This is a genomic window from Flavobacterium sp. LHD-80, assembly GCF_030929605.1.
Lineage (GTDB): Bacteria > Bacteroidota > Bacteroidia > Flavobacteriales > Flavobacteriaceae > Flavobacterium.
This window is the reverse complement of sequence record NZ_JAVFVS010000010.1, coordinates 1-24,930: the sequence shown is the minus strand read 5'-3', so window position 1 is coordinate 24,930 and position 24,930 is coordinate 1. Positions and strand designations below refer to the sequence as shown.

Sequence of the window (24,930 nt, the reverse complement as noted above, 5' to 3'; positions counted from 1 at the left end):
ATTAAAAACTATATTTGTGCAATCGATTACATTAATTTGTTTTATTTGTATTAAATCATTGTTTTTTAGTGCTTTTAAATTCGAATTGAGAGATAAAACAAACTAACTAAAAAACCTAAATTTTTACAATAACCATGAGCCAAAAAGATTCAGTTACTATCAGCCAAAGCAGCAAATCAATAGGAAAATATCGATGGAGCATTTGTGGGTTGCTTTTTTTTGCAACTACTATCAATTATTTGGACCGCCAGGTTCTTTCTCTGACTTGGAGCGATTTTATTGCGCCAGAATTTCATTGGACTAATAATGATTACGGAAATATTACAGCATTATTTTCAATTTTTTATGCTGTTTCATTGCTTTTCGCCGGACGATTTGTAGATTGGATGGATACTAAAAAAGGGTTTCTTTGGGCAATTGGAATTTGGTCTATAGGAGCTTGTCTTCACGCTTTTTGTGGTATTGCAACTTCAGGAATTATTACTGGAAATTGGTTGTTAGGTTTTGAAGGTTCAAAAGAGGTTATTTCATCTATAAGTGATACTTCGCTGGTAATCAGTGTAAGTGTCGATTTGTTTATTTTTGCTCGTTTTGTTTTGGCTGTTGGTGAAGCAGGAAATTTTCCGGCTGCAATTAAAACTACAGCAGAATATTTTCCCAAAAAAGACAGAGCTTTTGCAACTAGTATTTTTAATGCTGGTGCAACAGTTGGAGCTTTGGCAGCGCCAGTTACCATCCCTTTTATTGCCAAATCTTTTGGCTGGGAAATGTCTTTTATTATCATTGGAGCTTTAGGATTTATCTGGATGGGATTTTGGCTTTTCATGTATGATAAACCAGAAAATCATAAAAATGTATCGGCAGAAGAATTAGCATATATTCAACAAGATGATATTGCTGACAGTAAATTAGAGAGTTTTGTTCCAGAAACTTCTTCAAAAGTATCTTTAAAAGAATGTTTTAAATACAAACAAACATGGGCTTTTGCATTTGGTAAATTCATGACAGACGGTGTTTGGTGGTTTTTCTTATTCTGGACTCCAGCTTATTTAAGCTCTGTTTACGGAATGGATTCTACTCAAGCAGCATTGCCGTTATTTGTTTTGTATTTGATTACTTTATTGTCAATTATTGGAGGATGGCTTCCGACATATTTTGTTGAAAAGAAAGGAATGAACCCGTATGAAGGAAGAATGAGAGCGATGCTGATTTTTGCATTCTTTCCTTTATTAGCATTAGTAGCACAGCCTTTGGGCTATATCAGTTACTGGATTCCAGTAATTATTATTGGAATTGCTGGTGCGGCGCATCAATCTTGGTCGGCAAATATTTTTACAACTGTAGGGGATATGTTTCCTAAAAAAGCAATTGCTACCATTACAGGAATTGGAGGTTTAGCGGGCGGAATTGGTTCAACTGTAATCAATAAAGGATCTGGAGTTTTGTTTGATTATGCGAAAGATACCAATATGGTTTTTATGGGATTTAAAGGAATTGAAGCTGGATATTTTATCATATTTTCTATTTGTGCAGTTTGCTATTTAATAGGCTGGCTGGTAATGAAATCATTGGTTCCAAAATACAGCCCGATTACTGATCTTTAAAAAGATTTGTACTGACTAACCAACCAACTTAAACCAAAACCAACCATGAATCAAGCTAATGAAGCAATAGGAAAATACCGCTGGACTATTTGTAGTTTAGTTTTTTTTGCAACGACAGTCAATTATTTAGACAGAAATGTAATAAGTTACCTTAGACCTTTTTTAGCAGAAGCTTTTCATTGGACACCTGAACAAGAGGTTATTGATTATTCGAATATTGAATTGGCATTTAAAATTGCGTATGCGCTGGGAATGCTGGTTGCGGGCGGAATTATCGATAAATTAGGTACAAAATTAGGATATGCGATTGCGACCGGTTTGTGGAGTTTAGCAGCAATTGGTCATGCATTGGCAACTGGAACAGGAGGTTTTTTAATAGCGAGAGTATTTTTAGGTATTACAGAAGCAGGAAATTTTCCAGCAGCAATAAAAGCAACTGCCGAATGGTTTCCGCAGAAAGAAAGGGCATTAGCAACGGGAATTTTTAATTCAGGAAGTAATATCGGAGCGATCATTGTGCCGCTTACAGTTCCGTATATTGCGACGACATATGGCTGGCAATGGGCATTTATTTTAACTGGTATTGTTGGTTTTATATGGCTGTTTTTATGGTTTTTATTGTATGAAGTTCCTCAAAAACAAAAACGTCTTTCTCAGGCTGAATTAGAATATATAACTTCAGATCAAGTTGAAGTTGTTGAAGAAGATTCGACAGAAAAAGTTTCATGGATAAAGCTCTTGTCATTTCGTCAAACTTGGGCATTTGCAATTGGTAAACTGCTTACCGATCCGGTTTGGTGGTTTTATTTATTCTGGCTTCCGGATTTCTTGATGAAACAATACAAATTGACAGCAACAGAAATTATTTGGCCTTGCGCACTTGTATACATGATTGGAAGCGTAGGGAGTATTGGCGGAGGCTGGCTTCCATTAAAATTGATCAACAATAATTGGCCTGCATACAAAGCTCGTAAAACAAGTATGTTGCTCTACGCGTTTGCGGTTTTGCCGGTTTTGTTTTCACAATATTTAGGAACTATAAATATGTGGTGGGCGATTTTAGTTATTGGTTTAGCAGTTTCTGCACATCAAGCTTGGAGTGCCAATATTTTTACTACAGTTTCTGATATGTTTCCTAAAAAAGCAACAGCGTCTGTTACGGGAATGGGAGGGATGTTTGGTGCGCTTGGCGGTATATTACTGACCTTGGTGGTTCAAAAAAACATGTTCGTTTATTATACTAAAATTGGTAAAATAGAAACGGGATACTTTATTATGTTCTGCATTTGCGGATTCTCTTATTTAGTTGCGTGGTTGATCATGCACATACTAGTTCCAAAAATGAAAAAAGTAGAATTGTAAAGAAAAAATAGCTGTATGTGAAATATTTTTTTGGTTTCAATTATGGTATTTCAATATAAAAAATTAAATTTGTGCAATCGATTACATTAATTTAGAAATTATGACAAAATATAGTTCAAGATACGCATCAAGCCCCGAAGCAGTAAAAAAATATGACACGCAACAATTGAGAGAAGAATTCTTAATTGACGACTTAATGCAGGAAGATGAAGTGGTGTTGGTTTATTCTCATTACGACAGATACATTGCTGGATCGGCAGTTCCTGTAAAAGGTGATTTGGCTTTGGAAACAATTGATCCGTTGAAAGCGCCTTATTTTTTAGAAAGAAGAGAATTAGGGATTATCAATGTTGGAGGAAGCGGTTCTGTTGTTGTTGAAGGAACTACTTATGAGTTAGGTTTTAAAGATGCTTTGTATATCGGTAGCGGTAATAAAGAAGTAATTTTTAAAAGTATTGATGCTAAAAATCCAGCTAAGTTTTATCTTAATTCGGCACCAGCTCATACAACTTACCCAACGGTAAAAGTAAGTTTGGCTGAAGCAAATAAATTAAACTTAGGTGCAATGGAAACGGCAAATCACCGTACAGTAAATCAAATGATTATTGGAAGCGTGGTAACAACTTGCCAATTGCAAATGGGAATGACGGAATTAAATCCAGGAAGTGTTTGGAACACGATGCCAGCGCACGTGCACGATCGTAGAATGGAAGTTTATTTTTATTTAGATATTCCAGAAAACCAAGCAGTTTGTCACTTTATGGGGCAACCGCAAGAAACAAGACATATCTGGATGAACAATCATCAGGCAGTTATTTCTCCGCCATGGTCAATTCACTCTGGTTCAGGAACTAGTAATTATACTTTTATCTGGGGAATGGCTGGTGAAAATTTAGATTATGGAGATATGGATGTTTGTAAAATCACTGATTTAAGATAAGATGACAAATTTATTTGATATAAAAGGAAAAGTTGCTTTAATCACAGGAAGTACACACGGACTGGGAATGGCAATGGCAAAAGGATTAGGTCAAGCGGGAGCGACAATTGTTGTGAACGGAAATTCTTCACAGCAAAAAATTGATGATGCTGTCAATGAATTGAAAAGTGAGGGAATTAATGCAGTAGGATATAAATTTAATGTAACTGAAGAAAAAGAAGTTGCAGAAGCAGTTCAAAAAATTGAAAAAGAAGTTGGTCCAATCGCCATTTTAATCAACAACGCTGGAATTATTAAAAGAATTCCGCTTCTAGAAATGGAAGTTGCTGATTTTAGAGAAGTAATTGATATTGATTTAGTAAGCCCGTTTATTGTTTCGAAACATGTTGCAAAAGGCATGATTGAAAGAAGACAAGGAAAGATCATCAACATTTGCTCAATGATGAGTGAATTAGGGAGAAATACAGTTTCTGCTTATGCGGCGGCAAAAGGAGGTTTGAAAATGCTGACTAAAAATATGGCAACAGAGTGGGCAAAATACAATGTTCAGATCAACGGAATTGGTCCTGGATATTTTGCGACAGAACAAACAAAACCTATTAGAGTTGACGGACATCCGTTTAATGATTTTATCATCAGCAGAACTCCGGCTGCAAAATGGGGTGATCCAAGTGATTTGGCTGGAGCGGCGATATTTTTGTCTTCAAAAGCTAGTGATTTTGTAAACGGTCACATTTTATACGTTGATGGTGGTATTCTAGCTACTATCGGGAAACCATCAAACGAAGACTAATTCTCAATTTTTATTTAAGAAAGACATGAGCGCGAATACATTCATAAACGATAATTTTTTATTAGAAAATAAATTTGCTGAAGAGTTATATCATAATTATTCTAAAAATCAGCCAATTATTGATTACCATAATCACTTAAATCCACAATTTATTGCTGAAGATAAAATTTTTGACAATACCACACAGGTTTGGATAAATGGAGATCACTACAAATGGCGTGCAATGCGTACATTAGGAATCAACGAACAGTTTGTTACGGGAAATGGATCTGATAAAGATAAATTCTTAAATTGGGGAAAAACGGTTCCGTATACAATGCGTAATCCTTTGTATCATTGGACACATTTAGAATTGGCTCGTTATTTTGATATTTATGATCTTTTGAATGAAAAATCGGCTGAGAAAATTTATATCGAAACTTCTGAAAAAATAAATTCTCCTGCTTACAGCACGCAAAATCTTCTTAAAAAAGTAAATGCTGAATTGGTTTGTACAACTGAAGATCCAATTGATAGTTTAGAGTTTCATAAAAAGCTAGCTCAAAATCCAATAGGAACTAAAATGAGTACAGCTTTCAGACCTGATAAAGCGATTTTAATTTCAAATGATGGATATAATGCATATGTGGATACTTTGGGGGAAGTATCTGGTATTGCAATTGAAACTTATACTGATTTACGTGCAGCATTGAGAAAAAGAATTGAATTCTTTAATGAAAATGGATGTAAATTAAGCGATCACGGACTTGATCAAATTTATTTTGAAAATTTCACTGAAAATGAAGTAAGTGCTATTTTCAAAAAGAAAAGAGAAAACGGAGAATTATCTCCAGAAGAAGCATTGAAATTCCAAAGTGCTGTTTTGTTGTTCTTGTCTGAAACGTATCATGAATTTGGATGGGTGCAGCAATTTCACCTAGGAGCTTTAAGAAATAACAATGCGCGTATGCACAGAATTTTAGGACCAGATACTGGTTGGGATTCTATTGGAGATTATCCACAGGCGCAAAAATTATCAAGTTTTTTAAATGCTTTAGACAGTAAAGATAAATTGTCAAAAACGATTATCTACAATTTAAATCCTGCTGATAATGAAGTAATGGCAACAATGATTGGAAATTTCAACGATGGAAGCGTTCGCGGAAAAGTACAATTTGGTTCAGGATGGTGGTTTTTAGATCAGAAAGACGGAATGACAAAACAATTGAATGCACTTTCAAACATGGGATTGATCAGCTGTTTTGTTGGGATGTTGACCGATTCTAGAAGTTTCTTATCATTCCCAAGACACGAATATTTCAGACGTATTTTATGTAATCTTCTTGGAGATGAAATCAAACGCGGAGAACTTCCAAACGATATGGAATGGATAGGAAAATTAGTTTCTGATATTTCATACAACAATGCTAAAGAATATTTTAAATTTTAAATAAAGTCTAACCGCAAGGTTCGCAAAGATTTACGCAATCCTGATAACTATCGGGATTAAAAGTAAAATCCTTATAATCTTTGAAATCTGTGGCAAAAAAAAAATAAATAATGAGTAGAGTAGTTTCATTTGGAGAAATTATGCTTCGTTTATCTACAGAAAGGCATTTACGTTTTTCGCAATCTACAGCATTTGGTGCTACGTACGGAGGCGGAGAATTTAATGTAGCTGTTTCTTTAGCAAATTATGGAGTGAATGCAGAATTTGTTACAAGATTACCTGAAAATGAAATTGGTTTTTCAGCATTAAAGGAAATCCGAAAAATGAATGTTGAATCTAAAAACATTGTTTACGGAGGAGAACGTTTAGGAATTTATTTTCTTGAAACTGGTGCAGGAACTCGTGGAAGCAATGTAGTTTACGATCGTGCACACAGTTCAATGGCAACTATTCAAAAAGGAAATGTTGACTGGGACAAAGTTTTAGATGGTGCTGAATGGTTTCATTGGAGTGGTATAACGCCAGCAATTTCTGAAAGTGCTGCTGAAGCTTGCTTGGAAGCAATTAAAGTGGCTCACAAAAAAGGAATTGCAATTTCCTGTGATTTAAACTATAGATCAAAATTGTGGCAATATGGCAAAACTCCAAGCGAGGTAATGCCAGAAATGTTGAAATACAGTAATGTTATTTTAGGAGATATCGATACAGCGTATTTTATGTTGGGAATTCCAAAAGTAAATCCTAATTATCAGGACGAAAAAACACTTCCGGCAGTATATGATAAACTGTTTGAAGTGATTCCAAATCTTAAAGTTGTTGCAACGACACTACGTTACTCTGTTAGTGCTTCTCATCAAAGAATTGGTGGGATTTTATATGACGGAAAAGTAATTTATAGCGCAGCAGTTAAAGAAGTGACGCCAGTAGTTGATCGTGTAGGAAGTGGAGACGCTTTTATGGGCGGATTAATTTATGGTTTACTGCAATATCAAAATAACAATCAAAGAGCTTTGGATTTTGCAGTTGCTGCTTGTTGTTTAAAACATACAATTGCAGGTGATTATAACTTGGTAACATTGAAAGAAGTTGAAAATATGATTGATGGCGATGGTTCGGCATTAGTATCAAGATAAAAAATAGAAATGGCAAAATATTCAAGAATTGAGGTAGCGCAACAAATGAAAGAAAACGGTATGGTTCCGTTGTTTTTTCATTCTGATGTAGAATTAAGCAAAAAAGTGCTGAAAGCTTGTTATGATGGAGGTTCACGTTTGATGGAATTTACAAGCAGAGGCGATTTTGCTCATGAAGTTTTTGGTGAACTGAACAAATATGCTTTAACAGAATTACCAGGAATGATGTTAGGAGTTGGTTCAATAACCGATGCTGCTTCTGCTTCGCTTTATATGAGTTTAGGCGCAAATTTTATTGTAACTCCAGTTTTTAGAGAAGATATTGCAATTGCGTGTAATCGTCGCAAAGTATTGTGGTCACCAGGCTGCGGAACGCTTACTGAAATTGCAAGAGCCGAAGAATTAGGTTGTGAAATTGTAAAACTATTTCCAGCTGATATTTATGGACCTGAGTTCATAAAAGCGATAAAAGGACCATGCCCGTGGACAAACATTATGCCTACAGGTGGTGTTTATCCAACAGTTGAAAGCTTGAGTTCATGGCTGAATGCTGGCGCAACTTGTGTTGGTTTAGGTTCGCAGTTAATTTCAAAAGATATATTGGATAGACAAGATTTTGACGGTTTACAAGCTAAAGTAAGTCAGGTTTTGGAGATCATCAAAAATATTAAAAATAAATAGGGAATAATCATACCAATTCCTTATTTGGCATGCGGTTTTTTTTAGAGTTTTAGATGTTGTAATTGAACATTACGCTTGCAAAATAAATCTTGTCACTCCTCACAGCAGGATTTATTTTACTCTTTCAGGTGTAATGTTTCTTTTACAATATAAAGCTGAGAAAAAATGAATAAGGTAATGGAGATGGTTATTTATAACGCTCAAATGAATTTATAATGGAAAAAATAAACAGATCAAATACGGATTTTTCACATAGCCTTCCGATAAAAATAGTGCAGTTTGGAGAGGGGAATTTCTTGAGAGCTTTTGTAGAATATGCTTTTCAGGAATTAAATAAAAAAGCAGACTTTAATGCTGGAATTGCAGTTGTACAGCCTATTGACAGAGGATTAGTGAACATGATAAATGAGCAGGATGGTCTGTATACTTTATTCATGAAAGGCGTTAAAAAAGGTGAGGAAATTCAGGAAAAAGAATTGATTACAAATATTGTAAAAGCAGTTGATCCTTATGCTTCTTTTCAGGAATTTTTGGCTTTAGCCAAAGAAGAAGAATTAGAATTCATTATTTCTAATACAACTGAAGCCGGAATTGAATATATAGCTTCTGATCTTCCTTCTATGCAACCTCCAGTTTCTTTTCCTGCAAAATTAACTGTACTTTTGCATGAAAGATTTAATCATTTTAATGGCGATAAATCAAAGGCTTTAACAATTATTCCTTGTGAGCTAATTAATTATAATTCAGATACTTTAAAGGAAATTGTTTTGAAATATAGCAATGACTGGAATCTTGGAGAAGATTTTAAATCATGGCTAATAAACGATTGTTCTTTTCACAATACTTTAGTGGACAGAATTGTTCCGGGGTATCCAAAAGATCAAATCGAAGAATATAACAGTCAGCTTCTTTACAAAGATGATTTGATTGTAAGTGCTGAAAGTTTCTTTTTATGGGTAATTGAAGGTGATGATAAATTAAAAGCGAAACTTCCGTTTGAAAAAACAGATTTAGATGTGAAAATTGTGGCTGATATGCAACCATATCGTACACGTAAAGTGAGAATCCTAAACGGAGCTCACACTGCAATGGTGCCTTTTTCATTGCTTTATGGAAACGAAACTGTAAAAGAAACTGTAGATAATGCTTTTACAGGAGAGTTCGTAAACAAAGCAGTTTTTGATGAAATCAATGAGACTTTAAATATGGACAAAGCAGAACTGAATAGTTTTGCTGAAGAAATATTAGACCGTTTCAGAAATCCGTTTATCAAGCATTTATTGTCTTCAATTGCATTGAACTCAATTTCTAAATTCAAAGTTCGTGTGTTACCGAGTTTGACAGGTTATGTTGATGTTCACAAAAAGCTTCCAGTTCATTTGACTTTTGCATTTGCTTGTTTGATTCGTTTTTACAAAGGAACTTGGAAAGGTGAAAATCTTCCGGTTCAAGACAGTGAGGATATTGTTTCCTTTTTCAACGGACTTTGGACTTCAGATGATTACAATAAAATAGCAAGATTGACTTTGCAAAATAAAAGTTTCTGGGATGAAGATTTGACTGAAATTCCTTCTCTAACAGATTCAATTGCAAAAGCTTTAGAAGAAATTGATGCAAATGGCGTGGAGCAAGGTTTCATCAATTTTCAAAAACAATTAAATTAAGAATTACATACGATAGTTATGGCAACTCAAAAAAAAATAATAAAAGTCAACCCAGCAGATAACGTAATTGTCGCTTTAACCGATTTGGTAGAAAACGAACAAATTATGTTTGAAGGAGCCACTGTCTCACCAACAACTGATGTTAAAGCAAAACATAAAATCGCAGAGAAAGATTTTTCAATTGGTAATGATATTATAATGTATGGTGTTTTGGTTGGAAAAGCGGCTAAACCTATAAAAAAAGGAGAAGTAATTACCACCGAAAATGTAAAACATCAAAGTGAAAAAGTTTTTGGTAAAACCGGAAATTTAGGTTGGACTCCACCAAATGTAGATCGTTGGAAAGATAAAACTTTCAACGGATACCACCGTACTGATGGACAAGTTGGAACCAAAAACGTTTGGTTGTTTTTTCCATTGGTTTTTTGCGAAAACAAAAATATCGAAAAACTGAAAGATATTTTTGAAAACGAATTAATGCCCAAAAAAGAAGTTTCTTATAAAAATTTGTTACGCTCTTTAATTGAAGAAAAAAGCGTAGAAGAAGTTTCGAGTAAAAATTTAAATGAAAATCTTTTAGATAATGTCGAAGTAAAATTTATCAATCATCAAGGTGGTTGTGGAGGGATTCGACAAGATTCAGAGTTGTTGGCAAAACTGCTTGCAGGATATGTGAACAACCCGAATGTTGCAGGTGCAACTGTTTTAAGTTTAGGTTGCCAAAATTTGCAAGTTGATATTTTTAAAAAGGCATTGAAAGAAATGAGTCCGAATAGTGATAAAGAAATTTTGATCTATGAGCAACAACAAATTGGAACTACTGATCAAATGTTTCAAATGGTGATTAAAGATTCTTATGAAGCCATTAAAAGAGCCAACAAAATTGAACGCAAACCTGCTCCTCTTTCAAAGCTAAGTATTGGTTTAGAATGTGGAGGGTCTGACGGATTTTCCGGAATTTCTGCTAATCCGGCATTAGGAATTGTTTCAGATATTTTTGCAGCTTTGGGAGGGAAAACAATTTTGGCAGAGTTTCCAGAATTATGTGGCGTTGAGCAAGAATTGATGAATAGATGTGTGGACGAAGAAAAAGCAGATAAGTTTTTAACTTTAATGAAAGCTTTTGAAAAATCAGTTGTAGATGCAGGTTCAGGGTTTGATATGAATCCATCTCCAGGAAACATCAAAGACGGATTAATTACAGATGCAATGAAATCTGCTGGCGCAGCTAAAAAAGGTGGAACTTCACCTGTTGTAGATGTTTTAGATTATGGAGAATATATTTCAAAACCAGGATTAAATCTTTTAAATACGCCAGGAAATGACGCAGAATGTACCACAGGATTGGTTGGATCGGGCGCAACAGTTGTTTTATTTACCACAGGTTTAGGAAATCCGATGGGAAATCCGATTGCACCCGTTGTAAAAATTTCTTCGAACACGGCATTGATTAATAGAATGTCTGATATTATCGATGTAAATGCCGGAACGGTGATTACTGGTGAAAAAACTATTACCGAGGTTGGAGCAGAAATAGTAGATTATATTATAGAATTGGCGAGCGGAAACGTGGAAACAAAAGCAGACCAGTTGAAACAAGATGTATTTATTCCTTGGAAAAGAGGAGTTTCTTTATAGTTTTTAGGCTCAAAGTTACAGAGATACAAAGAGACAAAGTTTTATATGTAGAGACGCACAGCTGTGCGTCTTTTTTTTTAAAACCATATACGTCATATAAGTTCATTTTAGATATACGTAAACAAAAAAGCAGTTCTTTAGAACTGCTTTTTTGTAAACTGTAGTTATAACTAAATTGAGCTGATATGACTTATATGGTAAAAAAAAATTAAAAATTTGTTCTCGAAGAAGACTTACGAATATGTAATTCTGGTGCGAGAACCACCTTTTTTTCGATTTTGATTGTGTCCGTTTTGTCGACTTGTTCTAGGAAAACACGTGCAGACATTTTTCCCATTTCAAGAGGTGATTGGTCAACAGAAGTAATCGATAATTCCATGAATTTTGTAAAAGGCTCGTTACTGAAGCCCGCCACACAAAATTCATTAGGAATGCTGATATTTCTCTCTTTAAGCTCTTGGATTGCTCCTAAAGCGGCAAAGTCACTGGCAGAAAATAAAGCATCAGGAGGTGTTTCTAAAGCTAATAAAACATCAATAGCTTCTTTTCCGGCATCAACACTACTTTTAGTGTGAATTACATATTCTTCTTTAAAAGTCATACCATTATCTAATAAAGCTTGTTTGTAGCCTAAAAACCTGTTTTTGAAAATCTCAAGAGATTGATCTCCTGAAAAATGAGCAATTGCTCGGCATCCTTCATTTATTAAATGTTTGGTTGCTACGTAGCCTCCTTTAAAATCATTAATAGTCACAGAGCTTACGCCGTCTATATGTTTGCTTCGGTCAAAAAAGATTAGCGGAACATTTTTTTCTAAAACATATTGAAAAGCACCATTATTTTCATCAGTAACATCAGTAACCGACATCATAATACCATCAACCTGAGCGTCAATTAAGGTATATAGATTTTCATTTTCTCTTTTTGGACTCTCGTGTGTCTGACAAATGATTACTTGATAACCATGCGGATGAAGTTCTTCTTCAATTCCCCTAATTACAGATGCGAAAAAGTTGCTGTCAATACGAGGAACAATAACACCAATATTATTGCTTCGACCACTTTTCAATGCAAGCGCCAATTTGTTTTGCTTGTAGTTCATCGATGCAGCGGTTTTAATAACCAATTCCCTTGTGCTTTCTTTTATTTTAGGATTATTATTTAAAGCTCTGGAAACAGTGGCAGCAGTGATATTCAATTTCTTGGCAATATCATAAATGGTTATTTTTTCGCTCATTCAAAAAGGTTTTCAGAATTAATTTAAGACAAAAATACATTTTTTTTATATATATCAATATTTTTTGTTATCGATTACATAATTAATAACTAAAACGTTTGCAACTCTACAATGATAAAAAATTATGTGTTTTTTTAGCATAACTGTAATTATAATTGCAATTAAAAATTAAATATATAAATTATTTCCAAATAAATTTGTTCTGCCGAAACAAATTTTATACTTTCGTGTAATCGATTACATAATATAGATCGGTTTGCTGTTTTAAAATATAAATTACTGCGTAAATGATTACAAATAAGAATATAGCGTTAAAAACAATTTCATTTCTTGGAGTATTTTCTTTGTTGCTATTATCATGCGGAAAACAAGTTTCGGGCGTTTCTGAAACAGATCCTTGGAAAAAGATGGAATTAATTGTAAAAAGTATACCAGAAACACACTTTATAAATAAAACCTACAATATAAATGATTTTGGAGCCATCGCAGATGGTAAAACCATGAATACACAAGCTTTTGAAAAAGCAATTAAAGAATGTGCTGCAAATGGTGGAGGAAAAGTTTTAGTGCCAAATGGAAAATATTTAACGGGACCAATCCATTTAGAAAGTAATGTGAATCTTCATTTAGAAGATCAGGCAGAAATTCTTTTCAGTACGAATTCTAAAGATTATCCTTTGATTCATACTTCATGGGAAGGAACAGAATTAATGAACCATTCGCCTCTTATTTATGCAAGAAACAAAACGAATGTTGCTATAACGGGAAAAGGAACTTTAAACGGACAAGCTAATAACACAAATTGGTGGCCATGGTGTGGCAGTAAAAGATATGGTTGGGATAAAGGGCAACCATCACAGCATGATCCGTTAAATCGTGATAATTTAGTTGAAATGGCTGAAAAAGGTGTTCCAGTTGCAGAGCGTATTTTTGGCGAAGGCCATTACTTACGTCCTAATTTTATTGAGTTTTTTGAATGTAATACAATTTTGGTAAAAGATATTACAGTAGTTAATGCGCCATTTTGGATTTTGCATCCGCTAAAGTCTAATAATGTAATTATTGACGGAGTTACAGTAAACAGTCACGGACCAAATAATGACGGCTGTGATCCAGAATATTCTCAAAATGTAATTATTAAAAACTGCACTTTTAATACTGGTGATGATTGTATTGCAATTAAATCAGGGAGAGATGCAGATGGAAGAAGAGTTGGCATTCCGAGTAAAAATATTATTGTTCAAAACTGTAAAATGATCGACGGTCACGGAGGAGTTGTGATGGGTAGCGAAATTACAGCCGGAGTAAACAATGTGTATGTTGAAAATTGTGTGATGGATAGTCCGGAACTGGATCGTGCCATCAGAATCAAAACAAATTCGAAACGTGGTGGAACTACAGAAGATATTTATGTTCGAAATATTGAAGTTGGAACTGTAAAAGAATGTGTTTTGAGAGTAACAATGTTCTATGATATATATGGAAGTCAAGTAGGAAGTTATATTCCTGCTATAAAGAATATCAGCCTTGAAAATGTCAAGGTTAAAAATGGGGGGAAATTTGGGATTTTGGCCGATGGTTACAAAGAATCTCCAATCGAAAACATAACATTTAAAGATGTCACAATCGCAAAAGTAGATTCTGTATATTCTCTGAAAAATGTGAAAGGTGTCAATTTTATAAATACCTACATCAACGGAAAGAAAATGGAATCAATTAAAAATTAAACCACTTAACTATACTTTTAACCAAACCAATTTTGAACTTTCAATAATTATCAAATGAAATAAAAAAACAGTTTTGTTTTTTCTTTTTCGAAAATCTTGGTTAGTAATGATTTGATAATTTTTTAGAAAGTTGTTTTTTGAAGTTGTTAAAAAAGGAGTTTGATCAAGTATCGAACTCCTTTCTTAACTAAAAATTAGAAGCTCAGAAATGAAAAAAAAAGGAATCTTTTTATTGCTGCTTTTATATGCTGTAACGGTTCAAAGCCAATACAGTATTGATACTTCATACACAGTTAAAAGTACTTACAATAAATTGATTAAAAAGTATCCTTTCATTACAATCGCAACTGGAAAAAAGGGTAAAAATGTAAATCAGATAAATGATCTTGTTTACAATCAAATAGAAAATAGAGCGTTGCACTTAGATGCTTATTTTTATACTCCAAAAAAAGCAAATCCGGCTGTAATTATGATACATGGTGGCGGCTGGAGATCTGGAAATAAAAGCCAAATGCAAGTTATGGCGCAGGAAATTGCTTCAAAAGGGTATTCTTGTTTTCCGGTTGAGTACAGATTATCTTTAGAAGCAAAATATCCAGAAGCGGTTTATGATGTTAAAAACGCAATTAAGTTTATAAAAGACAATGCGAAAAAATTCCACGTTGATCCAAATAAAATTGCAGTTTTAGGATGTTCGTCTGGTGGTCAAATGGCAGCTTTAATTGGTACAACAAACGACTATGGAGCTTTTGAAAATTCTGATTTTAAAAGCAAATCTTCTTCAAAAGTAAATGCCATAATTGATGTAGATGGAATTCTAGCTTTTAAGCATCCAGAATCTCAAGAAGGAGAAATGGCATCGTTTTGGTTAAAAGGAACTTATGAAGATAATCCTGAAAACTGGAAAAATGCGTCTGCTTTAAACCATACGGATAAAAATACACCTCCAGTTCTTTTTATAAATAGCAGTTTTGATAGATTTCACGCTGGAAGAGATGATATGATTGCAATTCTAAATCAGAATAAGATTTATAATGAAGTAAAGACAATTAAAGATTCTCCACATTCATTTTGGTTTTTTCAGCCTTGGTTTGATGAAATGATGAATTATACGATACCATTTTTAGACAAAATATTTAAATAATAATAAAACGAATGAAAGCAAAAATTAAAATAGCAACCTTATTCCTTCTTGGTTTTGCCGTTGCAAATGCTCAAAAATCTGACGACAAAAAGGCTAAAACGTATGCGGAAGTTTCGGCTAAAACCGACGGAAAATGGGAAGGGCGTAAGTACATTGGTGGAACAGTTTTTAAAAATGTTGACCGCTTAAAACTGGCTCCAGAACATACAGATCATTCTTTTGACATTCGTTACGAAGGTCCAGGTTGGGAAAACAACCGAATTGGTTATCGTTTGTACTTAGACTGGAGAAATGCTGTGGATATTTTTGGAAAGAAAACATCTGAAATGATTTTGCCAAAAGTAGGACAGGATAATTTTGATTCGTATCACGAAATGAGCGATTGGGGAGCTGATATTTTGAAAGCTGGAAAAGGAATCGGAATTGGTTCTATTGACCGCTATTTGAATAAAGAAAAACTGCACTTTCGCGAGGTAGATTCAACAATTGCGACTGTTTCTAATAAAACTGATGAATCTTCTGTGAAAGTAAATTATTATGGATGGAAAACGGCTTCTGATAAAATCGATTTTACTTCGATTTTAACAATTAAACCAGATGATCTTTATACAAAACATACCATTCAGGCTTCAAAAGAAATTAAAGGAATTTGTACGGGAATTGTAAAACAAAAGAATGCCGAATTGCTTAAAAAAGAAAGCAAAAATAAAAAATGGGCGTACTTGGCAACTTATGGCGAGCAGTCTTTGGTTCCTGATAAACTTGGAATGGCAATTTTTTATGAAGTGAATACAATTGAAAGTATTGAAGATACAGAATTGGATTATCTATTGGTTTTTAAACCAACAACAAAAGTTACGTCATTTTACCTTTTAGGAGCTTGGGAACAAGAAGTTAACGGAATTAAATCTCAGGCTGATTTCGTAAAATATTTGGATGAAAAGTTAGAAATTTTGAACAAAAAAGGTAAAATTTAAATATATTTTAAAATGGAAAATAATAGAAAACTTAAATATTTTACAGCCGCTTTAGCAACTTGTTTTGTGTTTTTTACAAGCTCTAAAGCAATTTCGCAAGAAACAAAAGCTAACGATATTGTGATTTCAAAAAATGCAAAATGGTCAGATAAAATGGCTTTGACTTTGATGAAACGCCATCCTGAAGCATACATGATTGATGATTCAAAAGCGCCAAAATGGGATTATGTACACGGTTTGGTTTTGCACGGTTTTGAAGAACTTTACAAGAAAAATCCAGATCCAAGATATCCGGTTTATGTAAAAGGATATGTTGATGCATTGGTTCAAAATGAAGGAACAATTAAATCATATGAATTGGATAAATACAATATTGATATGGTTGTTGCCGGTCGTCTGCTTTTCAATATTTATGAAACTACAAAAGAAGAAAAATATTTAAAAGCGATGCAATTGCTACGCAAACAATTATCAGAACAGCCAAGAACACCAGAAGGAGGATTTTGGCATAAAAATATTTATCCAAACCAAATGTGGCTGGATGGTTTGTACATGGGTGAACCATTTTATGCACAATACACAGTTACTTTCGAAAACGGAAAAAGTTTAGATGATGTAGCCAAACAATTTGAAGAAATTCAGCTTCACGCAACTGACCCAAAAACAGGATTATTATATCATGGCTGGGATTCAAGCAAAAAAATGCCTTGGGCAAATAAAGAAACTGGAAATTCTCCAAACTTTTGGTCAAGAGCTTTAGGTTGGTATGTTATGGCTCTTGTTGATGTTTTAGATTATTTCCCAAAAGAGCATCCAAAACACAAAGAATTAGTTGGATATCTTAATAAAGCTTCAGAAAGTATCGCAAAATTTCAGGATAAATCTGGTTTATGGTATCAAGTAACGGACAAAGGAAATAAAGAAGGAAATTATTTAGAAGCTTCTGGATCATCAATGTTTGCTTATGCTTTTGCAAAGGGTGCAAATAAAGGATATTTACCAGCAAAATTTAAAAGAATCGCCAACAAAGCTTTCGACGGATTAACGACAGAATTAATTAAAGTTGATGCTGATGGCGGTATTACTTTGACTCAGGCTTGCCAGGTTGCTGGTTTAGGAGGAACTCCGTACAGAGATGGTTCTTACGAATACTATGTAAAAGAGAAAAAGAAAGACAATGATCCAAAAGCAACTGGGCCATTTATTTTAGCCGCTTTAGAATTGAATAAATAGTTTTATAGACATAAACCCGACAGGTTTTTATAACCTGTCGGGTTTAATTTCATACTGGTTATTATTATTTAAAATGAAAAACATAAAAATCATCCTTTTTCTTCTTTCCATTTTTTTCTTTCAGAAGAATACTGCACAAGTCTGGATACCAGACAATGGAGATGGAACTTATACAAATCCAATTATACATGCTGATTATTCAGATCCAGATGTAGTAAGAGTTGGAGATGATTTTTATATGACTGCATCGTCGTTCAATTGTATTCCCGGTTTGCCAATTTTGCATTCTAAAGATTTGGTAAACTGGAAAATTATTGGGCATGCGCTTATCAAACAAACACCAGCAGAAACTTTCGATAAAGTACAGCATGGAAACGGAGTTTGGGCGCCAAGCATAAATTTTCATAACAACGAATTTTATATTTATTATCCAGATCCAGATTTCGGAATCTATATGATAAAAGCGCAAAAAGCAGAAGGACCTTGGTCAGAGCCAGTTTTGGTTAAAGCCGGAACAGGACTTATTGATCCGAGTCCGTTATGGGATGACGACGGTAAAGTTTATTTGGTTCACGCTTTTGCAGGGAGCCGTGCAAAGATTAAAAGCTTGTTGGTAGTTTGCAGTATGAATGCCGAAGGAACAGTCACAAACAACGATGAAGTTATGGTTATTGATGGCCACGACGGCGAAGGAACCATTGAAGGGCCAAAGTTTTATAAAAGAAATGGTTATTATTACATTTTTGCACCAGCGGGAGGAGTTTCTACTGGTTGGCAAACGGTTTTAAGATCTAAAAGCGTTTTTGGTCCCTATGAAAAGAAAAAAGTTTTAGAACAAGGAAAAACTGCTATTAACGGTCCACATCAAGGTGCTTGGGTACAGACACAAACCGGTGAAGATTGGTTTATTCATTTTCAGGATAAAGGCGCTTACGGAAGAATTGTTCATTTACAACCAATGAAATGGGAAAATGACTGGCCTATAATGGGACAGGATTTTGATAAAAATGGAATTGGCGAACCCGTAACAACTTTTAAAAAGCCAAACGTAGGTAAGAAATATCCAATTGAAACTCCAGCGGAATCAGATGAGTTTAATTCTCCAAAACTAGGATTACAATGGCAATGGCAAGCAAATGCTCAGAATAATTGGGGATTTCCTACGAGTTTAGGCTATTTAAATTTGTATTGCCTCCCTACAATAAAAGATAGCAAGAAAATTTTTGAAGCACCAAATATGTTGTTGCAAAAATTCCCTGCTGAGGAATTTGCAGCTACTACAAAAATAACTTTTAATACCCGATTAAATGGAGAGACGACCGGTTTGATAATCATGGGATTAGATTACAGTTATTTGAATTTTAAAAATGATAATGAAAAATTGTATTTGAATCAAAAAACAGGAACTTTTGACAAAAAAGTCGAAGAGACTGAAACGACTCCGGTTTTAATTCCGAGCAATATTATTTATTTAAGAGTTAAAATCAAAAAAGGAGGAATTTGCAGTTTTTATTACAGTTTAGATGATAAAAAGTATCAAACGATTGGAAATGATTTTGTTTCAAAAGAAGGAAAATGGATTGGCGCCAAAGTCGGTCTTTTTGCCTTGAGTGAAAAAATTACAAATGATTCGGGAAATGTTGCAGTTGATTGGTTTAGAATTACTAAATAAGATGAAAATGATTCAATTTAGAAAAACAATAGTATTTCTTTTATTCGCACTAAGTTTTGGTTTGAATGCGCAAAGTAATTATAAAAGCTGGCCAGATGTAATTCGTAAAAATGATGCTTCTTGGTTTGGAACAGAGGAAGCTAAAAAAGTGGCAGAAAACGTATTGCTTTATCAAAGGGATATTGGTGGATGGCCAAAAAATATTGCCATGCAGGATGAATTGACTCCACAGCAAAAAAAGGATTTGATTGCACTTAAAAAAACAGCTGTAGAAACTACAACTGATAACGGCGCAACATGTCAGGAAATGCTTTTTATGTCAAGGATGTACGCTCAAGTAAAAGACGAAAGATATAAAGAATCATTTTTAAAAGGATTGAATTATTTATTAGAAGCGCAATACAATAACGGTGGCTGGCCTCAGTTTTATCCGCTTAAAAAAGGTTATTATACGCATATTACCTACAATGATGATTCGATGGTAAACATTTTAAATGTGATGAAACAAATTAGTGAAGAAACTGATTTTTATAGCATTAAGCCATCAAAAGAGATTGTTCAAAAGGCAAAAAAAGCTTTTGATAAAGGTATTGACTGTATTTTAAAGACACAATACAAACAAAATGGAATTTTAACCGCGTGGTGCGCTCAGCATGACGAATTTACTCTCGCTCCGGCAAATGCACGAGCTTTTGAACTTGCGTCATTAAGCGGTTATGAATCGACTAAAATTGTTTTGCTTTTAATGTCAATTGAAAAACCATCACGAGAAATTATAAATGCCGTAAAAAGTGCACAAGAATGGTTTGAAAAAACTAAAATAACCAATTTAGAAGAAAAAAGAATTCTAGATGAGAAAGGAAAAATCGTAGATAAAAAAATGATTCCAACGACAAATGCAGGACCAATATGGGCACGTTTTATGGATTTGGAAACCAATGAACCTTTCTTTTGTGACCGCGACGGAGTTAAGAAAAAATCATTGGATCAAATTGGTTCCGAAAGACGAAATGGATATTCATGGTATTCTGATGCACCAAAAGAAGTTCTTAAAAAATACCCTGCTTGGGCGGTTAAAAACGGGACAAAAGTTGCTGCTTCGGATAAAAAAAATGTAACATTAATTACTGTTGCTCAAGATGGTTCTGGTGATTTTACAAAAATTCAAGATGCTGTTTATGCATGTCCCGCATTTCCTTACGAAAAAGTAACTATTTCAATTAAAAACGGAATTTATAATGAAAAAGTTAGAATTCCAGAATGGAACACAAATGTGGTTTTGCAAGGAGAAAGCAAAGAAAAAACGATCATTATTTTTGATGATAATTTTTCGAAAATCAATTTAGGAAGAAATAGTACTTTTTATACGTATACAGTTTTAGTAGAGGGAGATGATTTTTCAGCATCAAATCTTACGATAAAAAATGCTTCAGGAGATAATGGACAAGGCATTGCGTTATCAATTGTTGCCAATCGTGCCAAAGTTTCGAATTGCAATATTCTTGGCAATCAAGACACTTTATATCTTTCGGGAAAAGATGCAAAACAGTATTTTGTAAATTGTTATATCGAAGGTACAACCGATTTTATTTTTGGAAGTGCGACAGCCTTGTTTGAAAATTGCGAAATTCACAGTATTAAAAACTCTTATATTACGGCAGCTTCGACGCCAGAAGGAATTCCTTTCGGATTCGTCTTTAAAAGTTGCAAATTAACAGCGGAACCTTCTGCAGATGCCGTTTACTTAGGAAGACCTTGGCGTATTTATGCTAAAACGGTTTTCCTAAATTGTGAATTAGGAAAACAAATAAAACCAGAAGGCTGGGAAAATTGGTCAAAACCTGAAGCGGAAAAAAAAGCTTTTTATGCCGAATATAATTGTACTGGTGAAGGTTTTCAGCCTAAAAAAAGAGTATTATGGTCGTATCAGTTAAGTAAAAAAGAAGCTGAAAAGTATACATTGGAAAATATTTTAAAAGACGATTTATCAAATTGGTATTCAAAATAATCTCCAATTTTCAAATGTAATTGCAATGAAATTAAAATATTTACTATTTCTACTGATTTCGACGTTTTCTTTCGCTCAGAATAACGAATTTCCATCTGAGAAAGTGGATTCTATTATTAAAAGAATTCAATTGCCTGTTATTCCTCCGTATCAGATTAATGTAGTAAAACTTGGCGCAAAAGGAGATTCGATTTCAGACAGTAAACCTGCGTTTGATAAAGCGATGGCATTATGTAAAAAGAATAATGGCGGAACGATTATAGTGCCAAAAGGAATTTATAAATTAAACGGTGCTATTCATTTTGTGAGCAATGTTAATCTTAAAATAGAAAAAGGTGCGAAAATAAAATTCAGCGATAGGCCAGAAGATTATCTGCCAGTTGTTTTAACAAGCTGGGAAGGTACTATGTTGTATAATTATAGTCCGCTGATTTATGCTTATGGTTGCTCAAATATTGCGATAACTGGCGAAGGAACTATTGATGGTGAAGGCGGAAAAACATGGAAAAGTTTTAAAGAGAAAGAAGCTAGAGGAAAAGAATTGAGTCGCGAAATGAATCATAACAATGTTCCTTTAAAAGATAGGAAATTTGGCGAAGGTTATTTCTTGCGTCCGCAGATGATTCAGTTTTTTGACTGTAAAAATATTTTAGTTGAAAATATCAGAATTGAGAATTCTCCTTTTTGGTGCCTTCATTTGCTTAAGTCGCAAGGTATTACATTACGCGGAATTAGTTACAAATCCCTAAACTACAATAATGACGGAATTGATCCCGAATATTCAAAAGATATTTTAATTGAAAATGTGACTTTTAATAATGGAGATGATAATGTTGCTATTAAAGCGGGAAGAGATCATGAAGGAAGAGCTAATACAGCAACTCCAAGCGAAAACATTATAATAAGAAATTGTAATTTTAAAGGACTCCATGGTGTAGTAATAGGAAGTGAAATGTCAGCTGGAGTGCAAAATGTATATGTTGAAAATTGCAAAACAATTGGATATTTAAAAAGAGGTATTTATTTGAAAACTAATGCTGATAGAGGAGGTTTTATTAAAAATATTTTTGTTCGAAATATTCAGTTAGATGAAGTAGAAGATTGCCTTTATATTACGGCAAATTATCACGGAGAAGGAAAAGGATATCAATCGGAAATTTCGAATATTCATTTTTCAAATATTTCATGTAAAAAGGCGACAGAGTCTGGAATCGTTATTCAAGGATTTCCAGATAAAAAAATTAGAAATATCAGCTTGAATATGATAGAAATCAAAGAAGCAAAAAATGCAATTTCAAATGAAAATGCCGAAAATGTTTTAATGACAGATGTTTTTATAGGACAAAGAGCTACTATTCCCACGGCTGCGAAATAGTTTTAAGATATAAACAAAGATAAGTTTCGAAGTATTATCAGTTTGTGGCTAGTCGTAGTACGTTTAGATAGATGTTATATGTAAATTGATAAATTAACAAAAAGCAAACAATCATAATATAAAGTAAAAAAAATGAAAAAACACATCTTCTTAGCACTGTTCATCATAACTTTTTGTTTTGCACAAAAAACAACAGTGTACTGTATTGGAGATTCAACAATGGCAAATAAAAAAGATCCTGAGCGTAATCCAGAACATGGTTGGGCACAAGTATTACAACCATGTTTTAATGATAATGTAGTAGTTGTTAATAAAGCGGTAAATGGAAGAAGTACAAAAAGTTTTATCAATGAAAAACGTTGGGATTCTATCTATAAAAAACTCAAAAAAGGCGATTTTGTTTTTATACAATTCGGACATAATGATGAGAAAATCGAAGATTCAACACGTTATACAAATCCACATACCGCTTATAGATATAATTTAATTCGTTTTGTTACCGAAACACGTGCAAAGGGCGCAACTCCAGTCTTATTAACTTCAATTGCCAGACGCAATTTTAATGACAAAGGCGTTCTAGTTCCGACTCATGGAGATTATCCTTTGGAAACCAGATTAGTAGCCCAGGAATATAAAGTACCTTTTATTGATTTAGAATATTACACTGAATTGCTAGAACAATCTTATGGCCCAGAAAAATCAAAGCAATTGCATTTGCATTTTAAAGCTGGTGAGAACGGATATTATGATAAAGATAAGGCCGATGATACGCATCTTTCCTTAAAAGGAGCAACTGCGATAGCACAAATTGTAATTAATCAAATCAAATTTTTAGAAGAGCCTTCAGTCGAAAAATTAAAAAAACAAATTAAATAAGGTAGGAAAACGAGATGCTAATTGTGCCTGCATCTTTGGTATATTCTTTAAAAAAGAGAGAGCTTCGGTTCTCTCTTTTTTTTTAGCTGCTTAATTATTTTGTTGTATTAATTTCATTTGGAAAAGAATTATTTAAAACGGTATACTGTTTTAAATCAGTGTTTTATTTTGGTTTTTTATAGTCTTAGTATCTATGAATTATATGGGTTTTCTAGTTCTTAATTCTTCAAATACCCTAATTTATAACTTTAAAAACTTTTGGTGGTAAAGTAAAATGGTATTTCGGGAGACCTTTGCATCTTCAAACTATAGATGTTTGAATTGTAAGGATTTAAGAAAACAATTAAACGCATAATAATTATTAATGTTATGAAAAATAGATTACTCCCTTTATTTTTTGTTTTAGGATGCTACGCGGGTTACTCTCAAGTAGGTGTTGGAACATTAAATCCAGATGCTTCTGCTCAATTAGAAGTTTCTTCTACTAACAAAGGTGTTTTGATACCGAGAGTTGCTTTAACTAGTACTACAGATGCTATTACAATTAAAAATGGTAATGTAAATAGTTTGTTAGTTTTTAATACAGCAACAGTAGCAGATATAAAACCAGGCTATTACTATTGGTATGTTGACAAATGGAATAGAATTGCGCTTTCTGGTGAAGCAGGTTCAGGTGCTGGAATAGCAGGAGGTGATGGTGCTCCTGGTGATAAAGGCACGCAAGGGTATCCAGGAGAAGGAGTAGTTGTATATACTGATAATTCAACTGGTGATGTTTACGTTCAAAACTCTAATGGGACTTGGACAAAAATCAATGGAAAAAACGGAAAAGATGGTAAAGTTGGTGTTGCTGGTGGTAATGGAGCTCCTGGAGCAGCTGGTTCTGCTGGTTATCCTGGAAAAGACATCAATATTTACACAGATACAGAAACTAAAACAGTTTATATTCAGAATCCCGATGGAACATGGACTCCAATTAATGGGAAAGATGGTGTTGTTGGTGTAGCGGGTGGAAATGGAGTCCCTGGAAAAAAAGGGGAACCAGGCTATCCTGGAAAGGATATCAATATTTATACTGATAAAGAAACCAATACGGTTTATGTTCAGAATAATGATGGAACCTGGACTCCGATTAATGGTAAAGATGGTCAGAATGGAAAATCAGCATTTGAAATCTGGAAAGAATTACCTGGGAATGACGGGAAATCAATTACAGAATTTTTGGATGGCCTTAAAGGAGACAAAGGAGAGGTAGGAACCGCATCTGGAGCCGGCGCACCTGGAAACAAAGGGGAAGCTGGATATCCTGGAGAAGGCATCAACATGTACGTTGACAACACAACGGGCGATGTCTATGTTCAGAATCCTGACGGCACTTGGACTAAAATCAACGGTAAGGACGGAGAAGTCGGAACAGCCGGTGGCAACGGTGCTCCT

The 24,930-nt window shown here is 33.9% G+C and carries 18 protein-coding genes and 1 pseudogene; 18 read left to right on the top strand and 1 reads right to left on the bottom strand.

Annotated features, from left to right (window positions below; all coding sequences use genetic code 11):
• Positions 1–134 precede the first annotated feature (134 nt).
• The 9 genes from RB619_RS13810 to RB619_RS13770 all read left to right on the top strand — a co-directional run bounded on the left by RB619_RS13810 (position 135) and on the right by RB619_RS13770 (position 11,244).
• Positions 135–1,604, top strand: a complete 1,470-nt coding sequence (locus RB619_RS13810; protein ID WP_308098359.1) for an MFS transporter — start codon at positions 135–137, stop codon at positions 1,602–1,604.
• Between the two features lie 45 nt (positions 1,605–1,649).
• Complete coding sequence (locus RB619_RS13805) at positions 1,650–2,966, top strand: MFS transporter (protein ID WP_308098357.1); 1,317 nt, start codon at positions 1,650–1,652, stop codon at positions 2,964–2,966.
• Between the two features lie 100 nt (positions 2,967–3,066).
• A complete protein-coding gene (gene kduI / locus RB619_RS13800) occupies positions 3,067–3,906 on the top strand; it encodes a 5-dehydro-4-deoxy-D-glucuronate isomerase (protein WP_308098355.1) in 840 nt (279 codons plus the stop codon).
• A gap of 1 nt (position 3,907) precedes the next feature.
• The gene (locus tag RB619_RS13795) at positions 3,908–4,699 is read left to right on the top strand and encodes a gluconate 5-dehydrogenase (protein WP_308098353.1); all 792 of its coding nucleotides are present in this window, start codon (positions 3,908–3,910) and stop codon (positions 4,697–4,699) included.
• Positions 4,700–4,724: 25 nt separating this feature from the next.
• The gene (uxaC, locus tag RB619_RS13790; RefSeq protein WP_308098350.1) at positions 4,725–6,128 is read left to right on the top strand and encodes a glucuronate isomerase; all 1,404 of its coding nucleotides are present in this window, start codon (positions 4,725–4,727) and stop codon (positions 6,126–6,128) included.
• A gap of 110 nt (positions 6,129–6,238) precedes the next feature.
• A complete protein-coding gene (locus RB619_RS13785; protein WP_308098348.1) occupies positions 6,239–7,261 on the top strand; it encodes a sugar kinase in 1,023 nt (340 codons plus the stop codon).
• A gap of 9 nt (positions 7,262–7,270) precedes the next feature.
• Positions 7,271–7,942, top strand: a complete 672-nt coding sequence (locus RB619_RS13780) for a bifunctional 4-hydroxy-2-oxoglutarate aldolase/2-dehydro-3-deoxy-phosphogluconate aldolase (RefSeq protein ID WP_308098346.1) — start codon at positions 7,271–7,273, stop codon at positions 7,940–7,942.
• A gap of 215 nt (positions 7,943–8,157) precedes the next feature.
• Positions 8,158–9,606 (top strand): tagaturonate reductase, encoded by a 1,449-nt coding sequence (locus tag RB619_RS13775; RefSeq protein WP_308098344.1) that lies wholly within the window; start codon positions 8,158–8,160, stop codon positions 9,604–9,606.
• 18 nt (positions 9,607–9,624) lie between these two features.
• Positions 9,625–11,244 (top strand): altronate dehydratase family protein, encoded by a 1,620-nt coding sequence (locus tag RB619_RS13770; protein ID WP_308098342.1) that lies wholly within the window; start codon positions 9,625–9,627, stop codon positions 11,242–11,244.
• Positions 11,245–11,452: 208 nt separating this feature from the next.
• Here RB619_RS13770 and RB619_RS13765 read toward each other — a convergent pair whose 3' ends face one another.
• Positions 11,453–12,481 carry a LacI family DNA-binding transcriptional regulator gene (locus tag RB619_RS13765; RefSeq protein ID WP_308098340.1) on the bottom strand — a complete coding sequence of 343 codons (1,029 nt, stop codon included), beginning with the start codon at positions 12,479–12,481 and terminating at the stop codon, positions 11,453–11,455.
• Positions 12,482–12,768: 287 nt separating this feature from the next.
• Here RB619_RS13765 and RB619_RS13760 point away from each other — a divergent pair, with 287 nt between their 5' ends.
• From RB619_RS13760 to RB619_RS13720, 9 genes and pseudogenes are all read left to right on the top strand, one after another.
• Positions 12,769–14,208, top strand: coding sequence for a glycoside hydrolase family 28 protein (locus RB619_RS13760; RefSeq protein WP_308098339.1), 1,440 nt, complete (start codon positions 12,769–12,771; stop codon positions 14,206–14,208).
• A gap of 208 nt (positions 14,209–14,416) precedes the next feature.
• Complete coding sequence (locus tag RB619_RS13755; RefSeq protein WP_308098337.1) at positions 14,417–15,352, top strand: alpha/beta hydrolase; 936 nt, start codon at positions 14,417–14,419, stop codon at positions 15,350–15,352.
• Positions 15,353–15,363: 11 nt separating this feature from the next.
• The gene (locus RB619_RS13750; protein ID WP_308098336.1) at positions 15,364–16,329 is read left to right on the top strand and encodes a DUF4861 family protein; all 966 of its coding nucleotides are present in this window, start codon (positions 15,364–15,366) and stop codon (positions 16,327–16,329) included.
• 12 nt (positions 16,330–16,341) lie between these two features.
• Entirely contained in the window at positions 16,342–17,562 is a 1,221-nt protein-coding gene (locus RB619_RS13745) for a glycoside hydrolase family 88 protein (RefSeq protein ID WP_308098334.1), read from the top strand.
• 73 nt (positions 17,563–17,635) lie between these two features.
• The gene (locus tag RB619_RS13740; RefSeq protein WP_308098332.1) at positions 17,636–19,234 is read left to right on the top strand and encodes a glycoside hydrolase 43 family protein; all 1,599 of its coding nucleotides are present in this window, start codon (positions 17,636–17,638) and stop codon (positions 19,232–19,234) included.
• A gap of 7 nt (positions 19,235–19,241) precedes the next feature.
• Complete coding sequence (gene pelA, locus RB619_RS13735) at positions 19,242–21,242, top strand: pectate lyase (protein ID WP_308098330.1); 2,001 nt, start codon at positions 19,242–19,244, stop codon at positions 21,240–21,242.
• 25 nt (positions 21,243–21,267) lie between these two features.
• Positions 21,268–22,617, top strand: a complete 1,350-nt coding sequence (locus RB619_RS13730) for a glycoside hydrolase family 28 protein (protein WP_308098328.1) — start codon at positions 21,268–21,270, stop codon at positions 22,615–22,617.
• 132 nt (positions 22,618–22,749) lie between these two features.
• Positions 22,750–23,493, top strand: a complete 744-nt coding sequence (locus RB619_RS13725) for a rhamnogalacturonan acetylesterase (protein ID WP_308098326.1) — start codon at positions 22,750–22,752, stop codon at positions 23,491–23,493.
• A gap of 369 nt (positions 23,494–23,862) precedes the next feature.
• Positions 23,863–24,930, top strand: a pseudogene (locus RB619_RS13720) (hypothetical protein); the annotation flags it as partial.

Excerpts from the sequence above, each read along its gene's own strand:
- RB619_RS13780 (WP_308098346.1), top strand. The coding sequence starts at position 7,271 with ATGGCAAAATATTCAAGAATTGAGGTAGCGCAACAAATGAAAGAAAAC.
- RB619_RS13725 (WP_308098326.1), top strand. The coding sequence starts at position 22,750 with ATGAAAAAACACATCTTCTTAGCACTGTTCATCATAACTTTTTGTTTT.
- RB619_RS13795 (WP_308098353.1), top strand. The coding sequence starts at position 3,908 with ATGACAAATTTATTTGATATAAAAGGAAAAGTTGCTTTAATCACAGGA.
- RB619_RS13740 (WP_308098332.1), top strand. The coding sequence starts at position 17,636 with ATGAAAAACATAAAAATCATCCTTTTTCTTCTTTCCATTTTTTTCTTT.
- RB619_RS13730 (WP_308098328.1), top strand. The coding sequence starts at position 21,268 with ATGAAATTAAAATATTTACTATTTCTACTGATTTCGACGTTTTCTTTC.
- RB619_RS13775 (WP_308098344.1), top strand. The coding sequence starts at position 8,158 with ATGGAAAAAATAAACAGATCAAATACGGATTTTTCACATAGCCTTCCG.
- pelA (WP_308098330.1), top strand. The coding sequence starts at position 19,242 with ATGATTCAATTTAGAAAAACAATAGTATTTCTTTTATTCGCACTAAGT.
- RB619_RS13760 (WP_308098339.1), top strand. The coding sequence starts at position 12,769 with ATGATTACAAATAAGAATATAGCGTTAAAAACAATTTCATTTCTTGGA.
- uxaC (WP_308098350.1), top strand. The coding sequence starts at position 4,725 with ATGAGCGCGAATACATTCATAAACGATAATTTTTTATTAGAAAATAAA.
- RB619_RS13810 (WP_308098359.1), top strand. The coding sequence starts at position 135 with ATGAGCCAAAAAGATTCAGTTACTATCAGCCAAAGCAGCAAATCAATA.
- RB619_RS13750 (WP_308098336.1), top strand. The coding sequence starts at position 15,364 with ATGAAAGCAAAAATTAAAATAGCAACCTTATTCCTTCTTGGTTTTGCC.
- RB619_RS13805 (WP_308098357.1), top strand. The coding sequence starts at position 1,650 with ATGAATCAAGCTAATGAAGCAATAGGAAAATACCGCTGGACTATTTGT.
- RB619_RS13785 (WP_308098348.1), top strand. The coding sequence starts at position 6,239 with ATGAGTAGAGTAGTTTCATTTGGAGAAATTATGCTTCGTTTATCTACA.
- RB619_RS13745 (WP_308098334.1), top strand. The coding sequence starts at position 16,342 with ATGGAAAATAATAGAAAACTTAAATATTTTACAGCCGCTTTAGCAACT.
- RB619_RS13755 (WP_308098337.1), top strand. The coding sequence starts at position 14,417 with ATGAAAAAAAAAGGAATCTTTTTATTGCTGCTTTTATATGCTGTAACG.
- RB619_RS13770 (WP_308098342.1), top strand. The coding sequence starts at position 9,625 with ATGGCAACTCAAAAAAAAATAATAAAAGTCAACCCAGCAGATAACGTA.
- RB619_RS13765 (WP_308098340.1), bottom strand. The coding sequence starts at position 12,481 with ATGAGCGAAAAAATAACCATTTATGATATTGCCAAGAAATTGAATATC.
- kduI (WP_308098355.1), top strand. The coding sequence starts at position 3,067 with ATGACAAAATATAGTTCAAGATACGCATCAAGCCCCGAAGCAGTAAAA.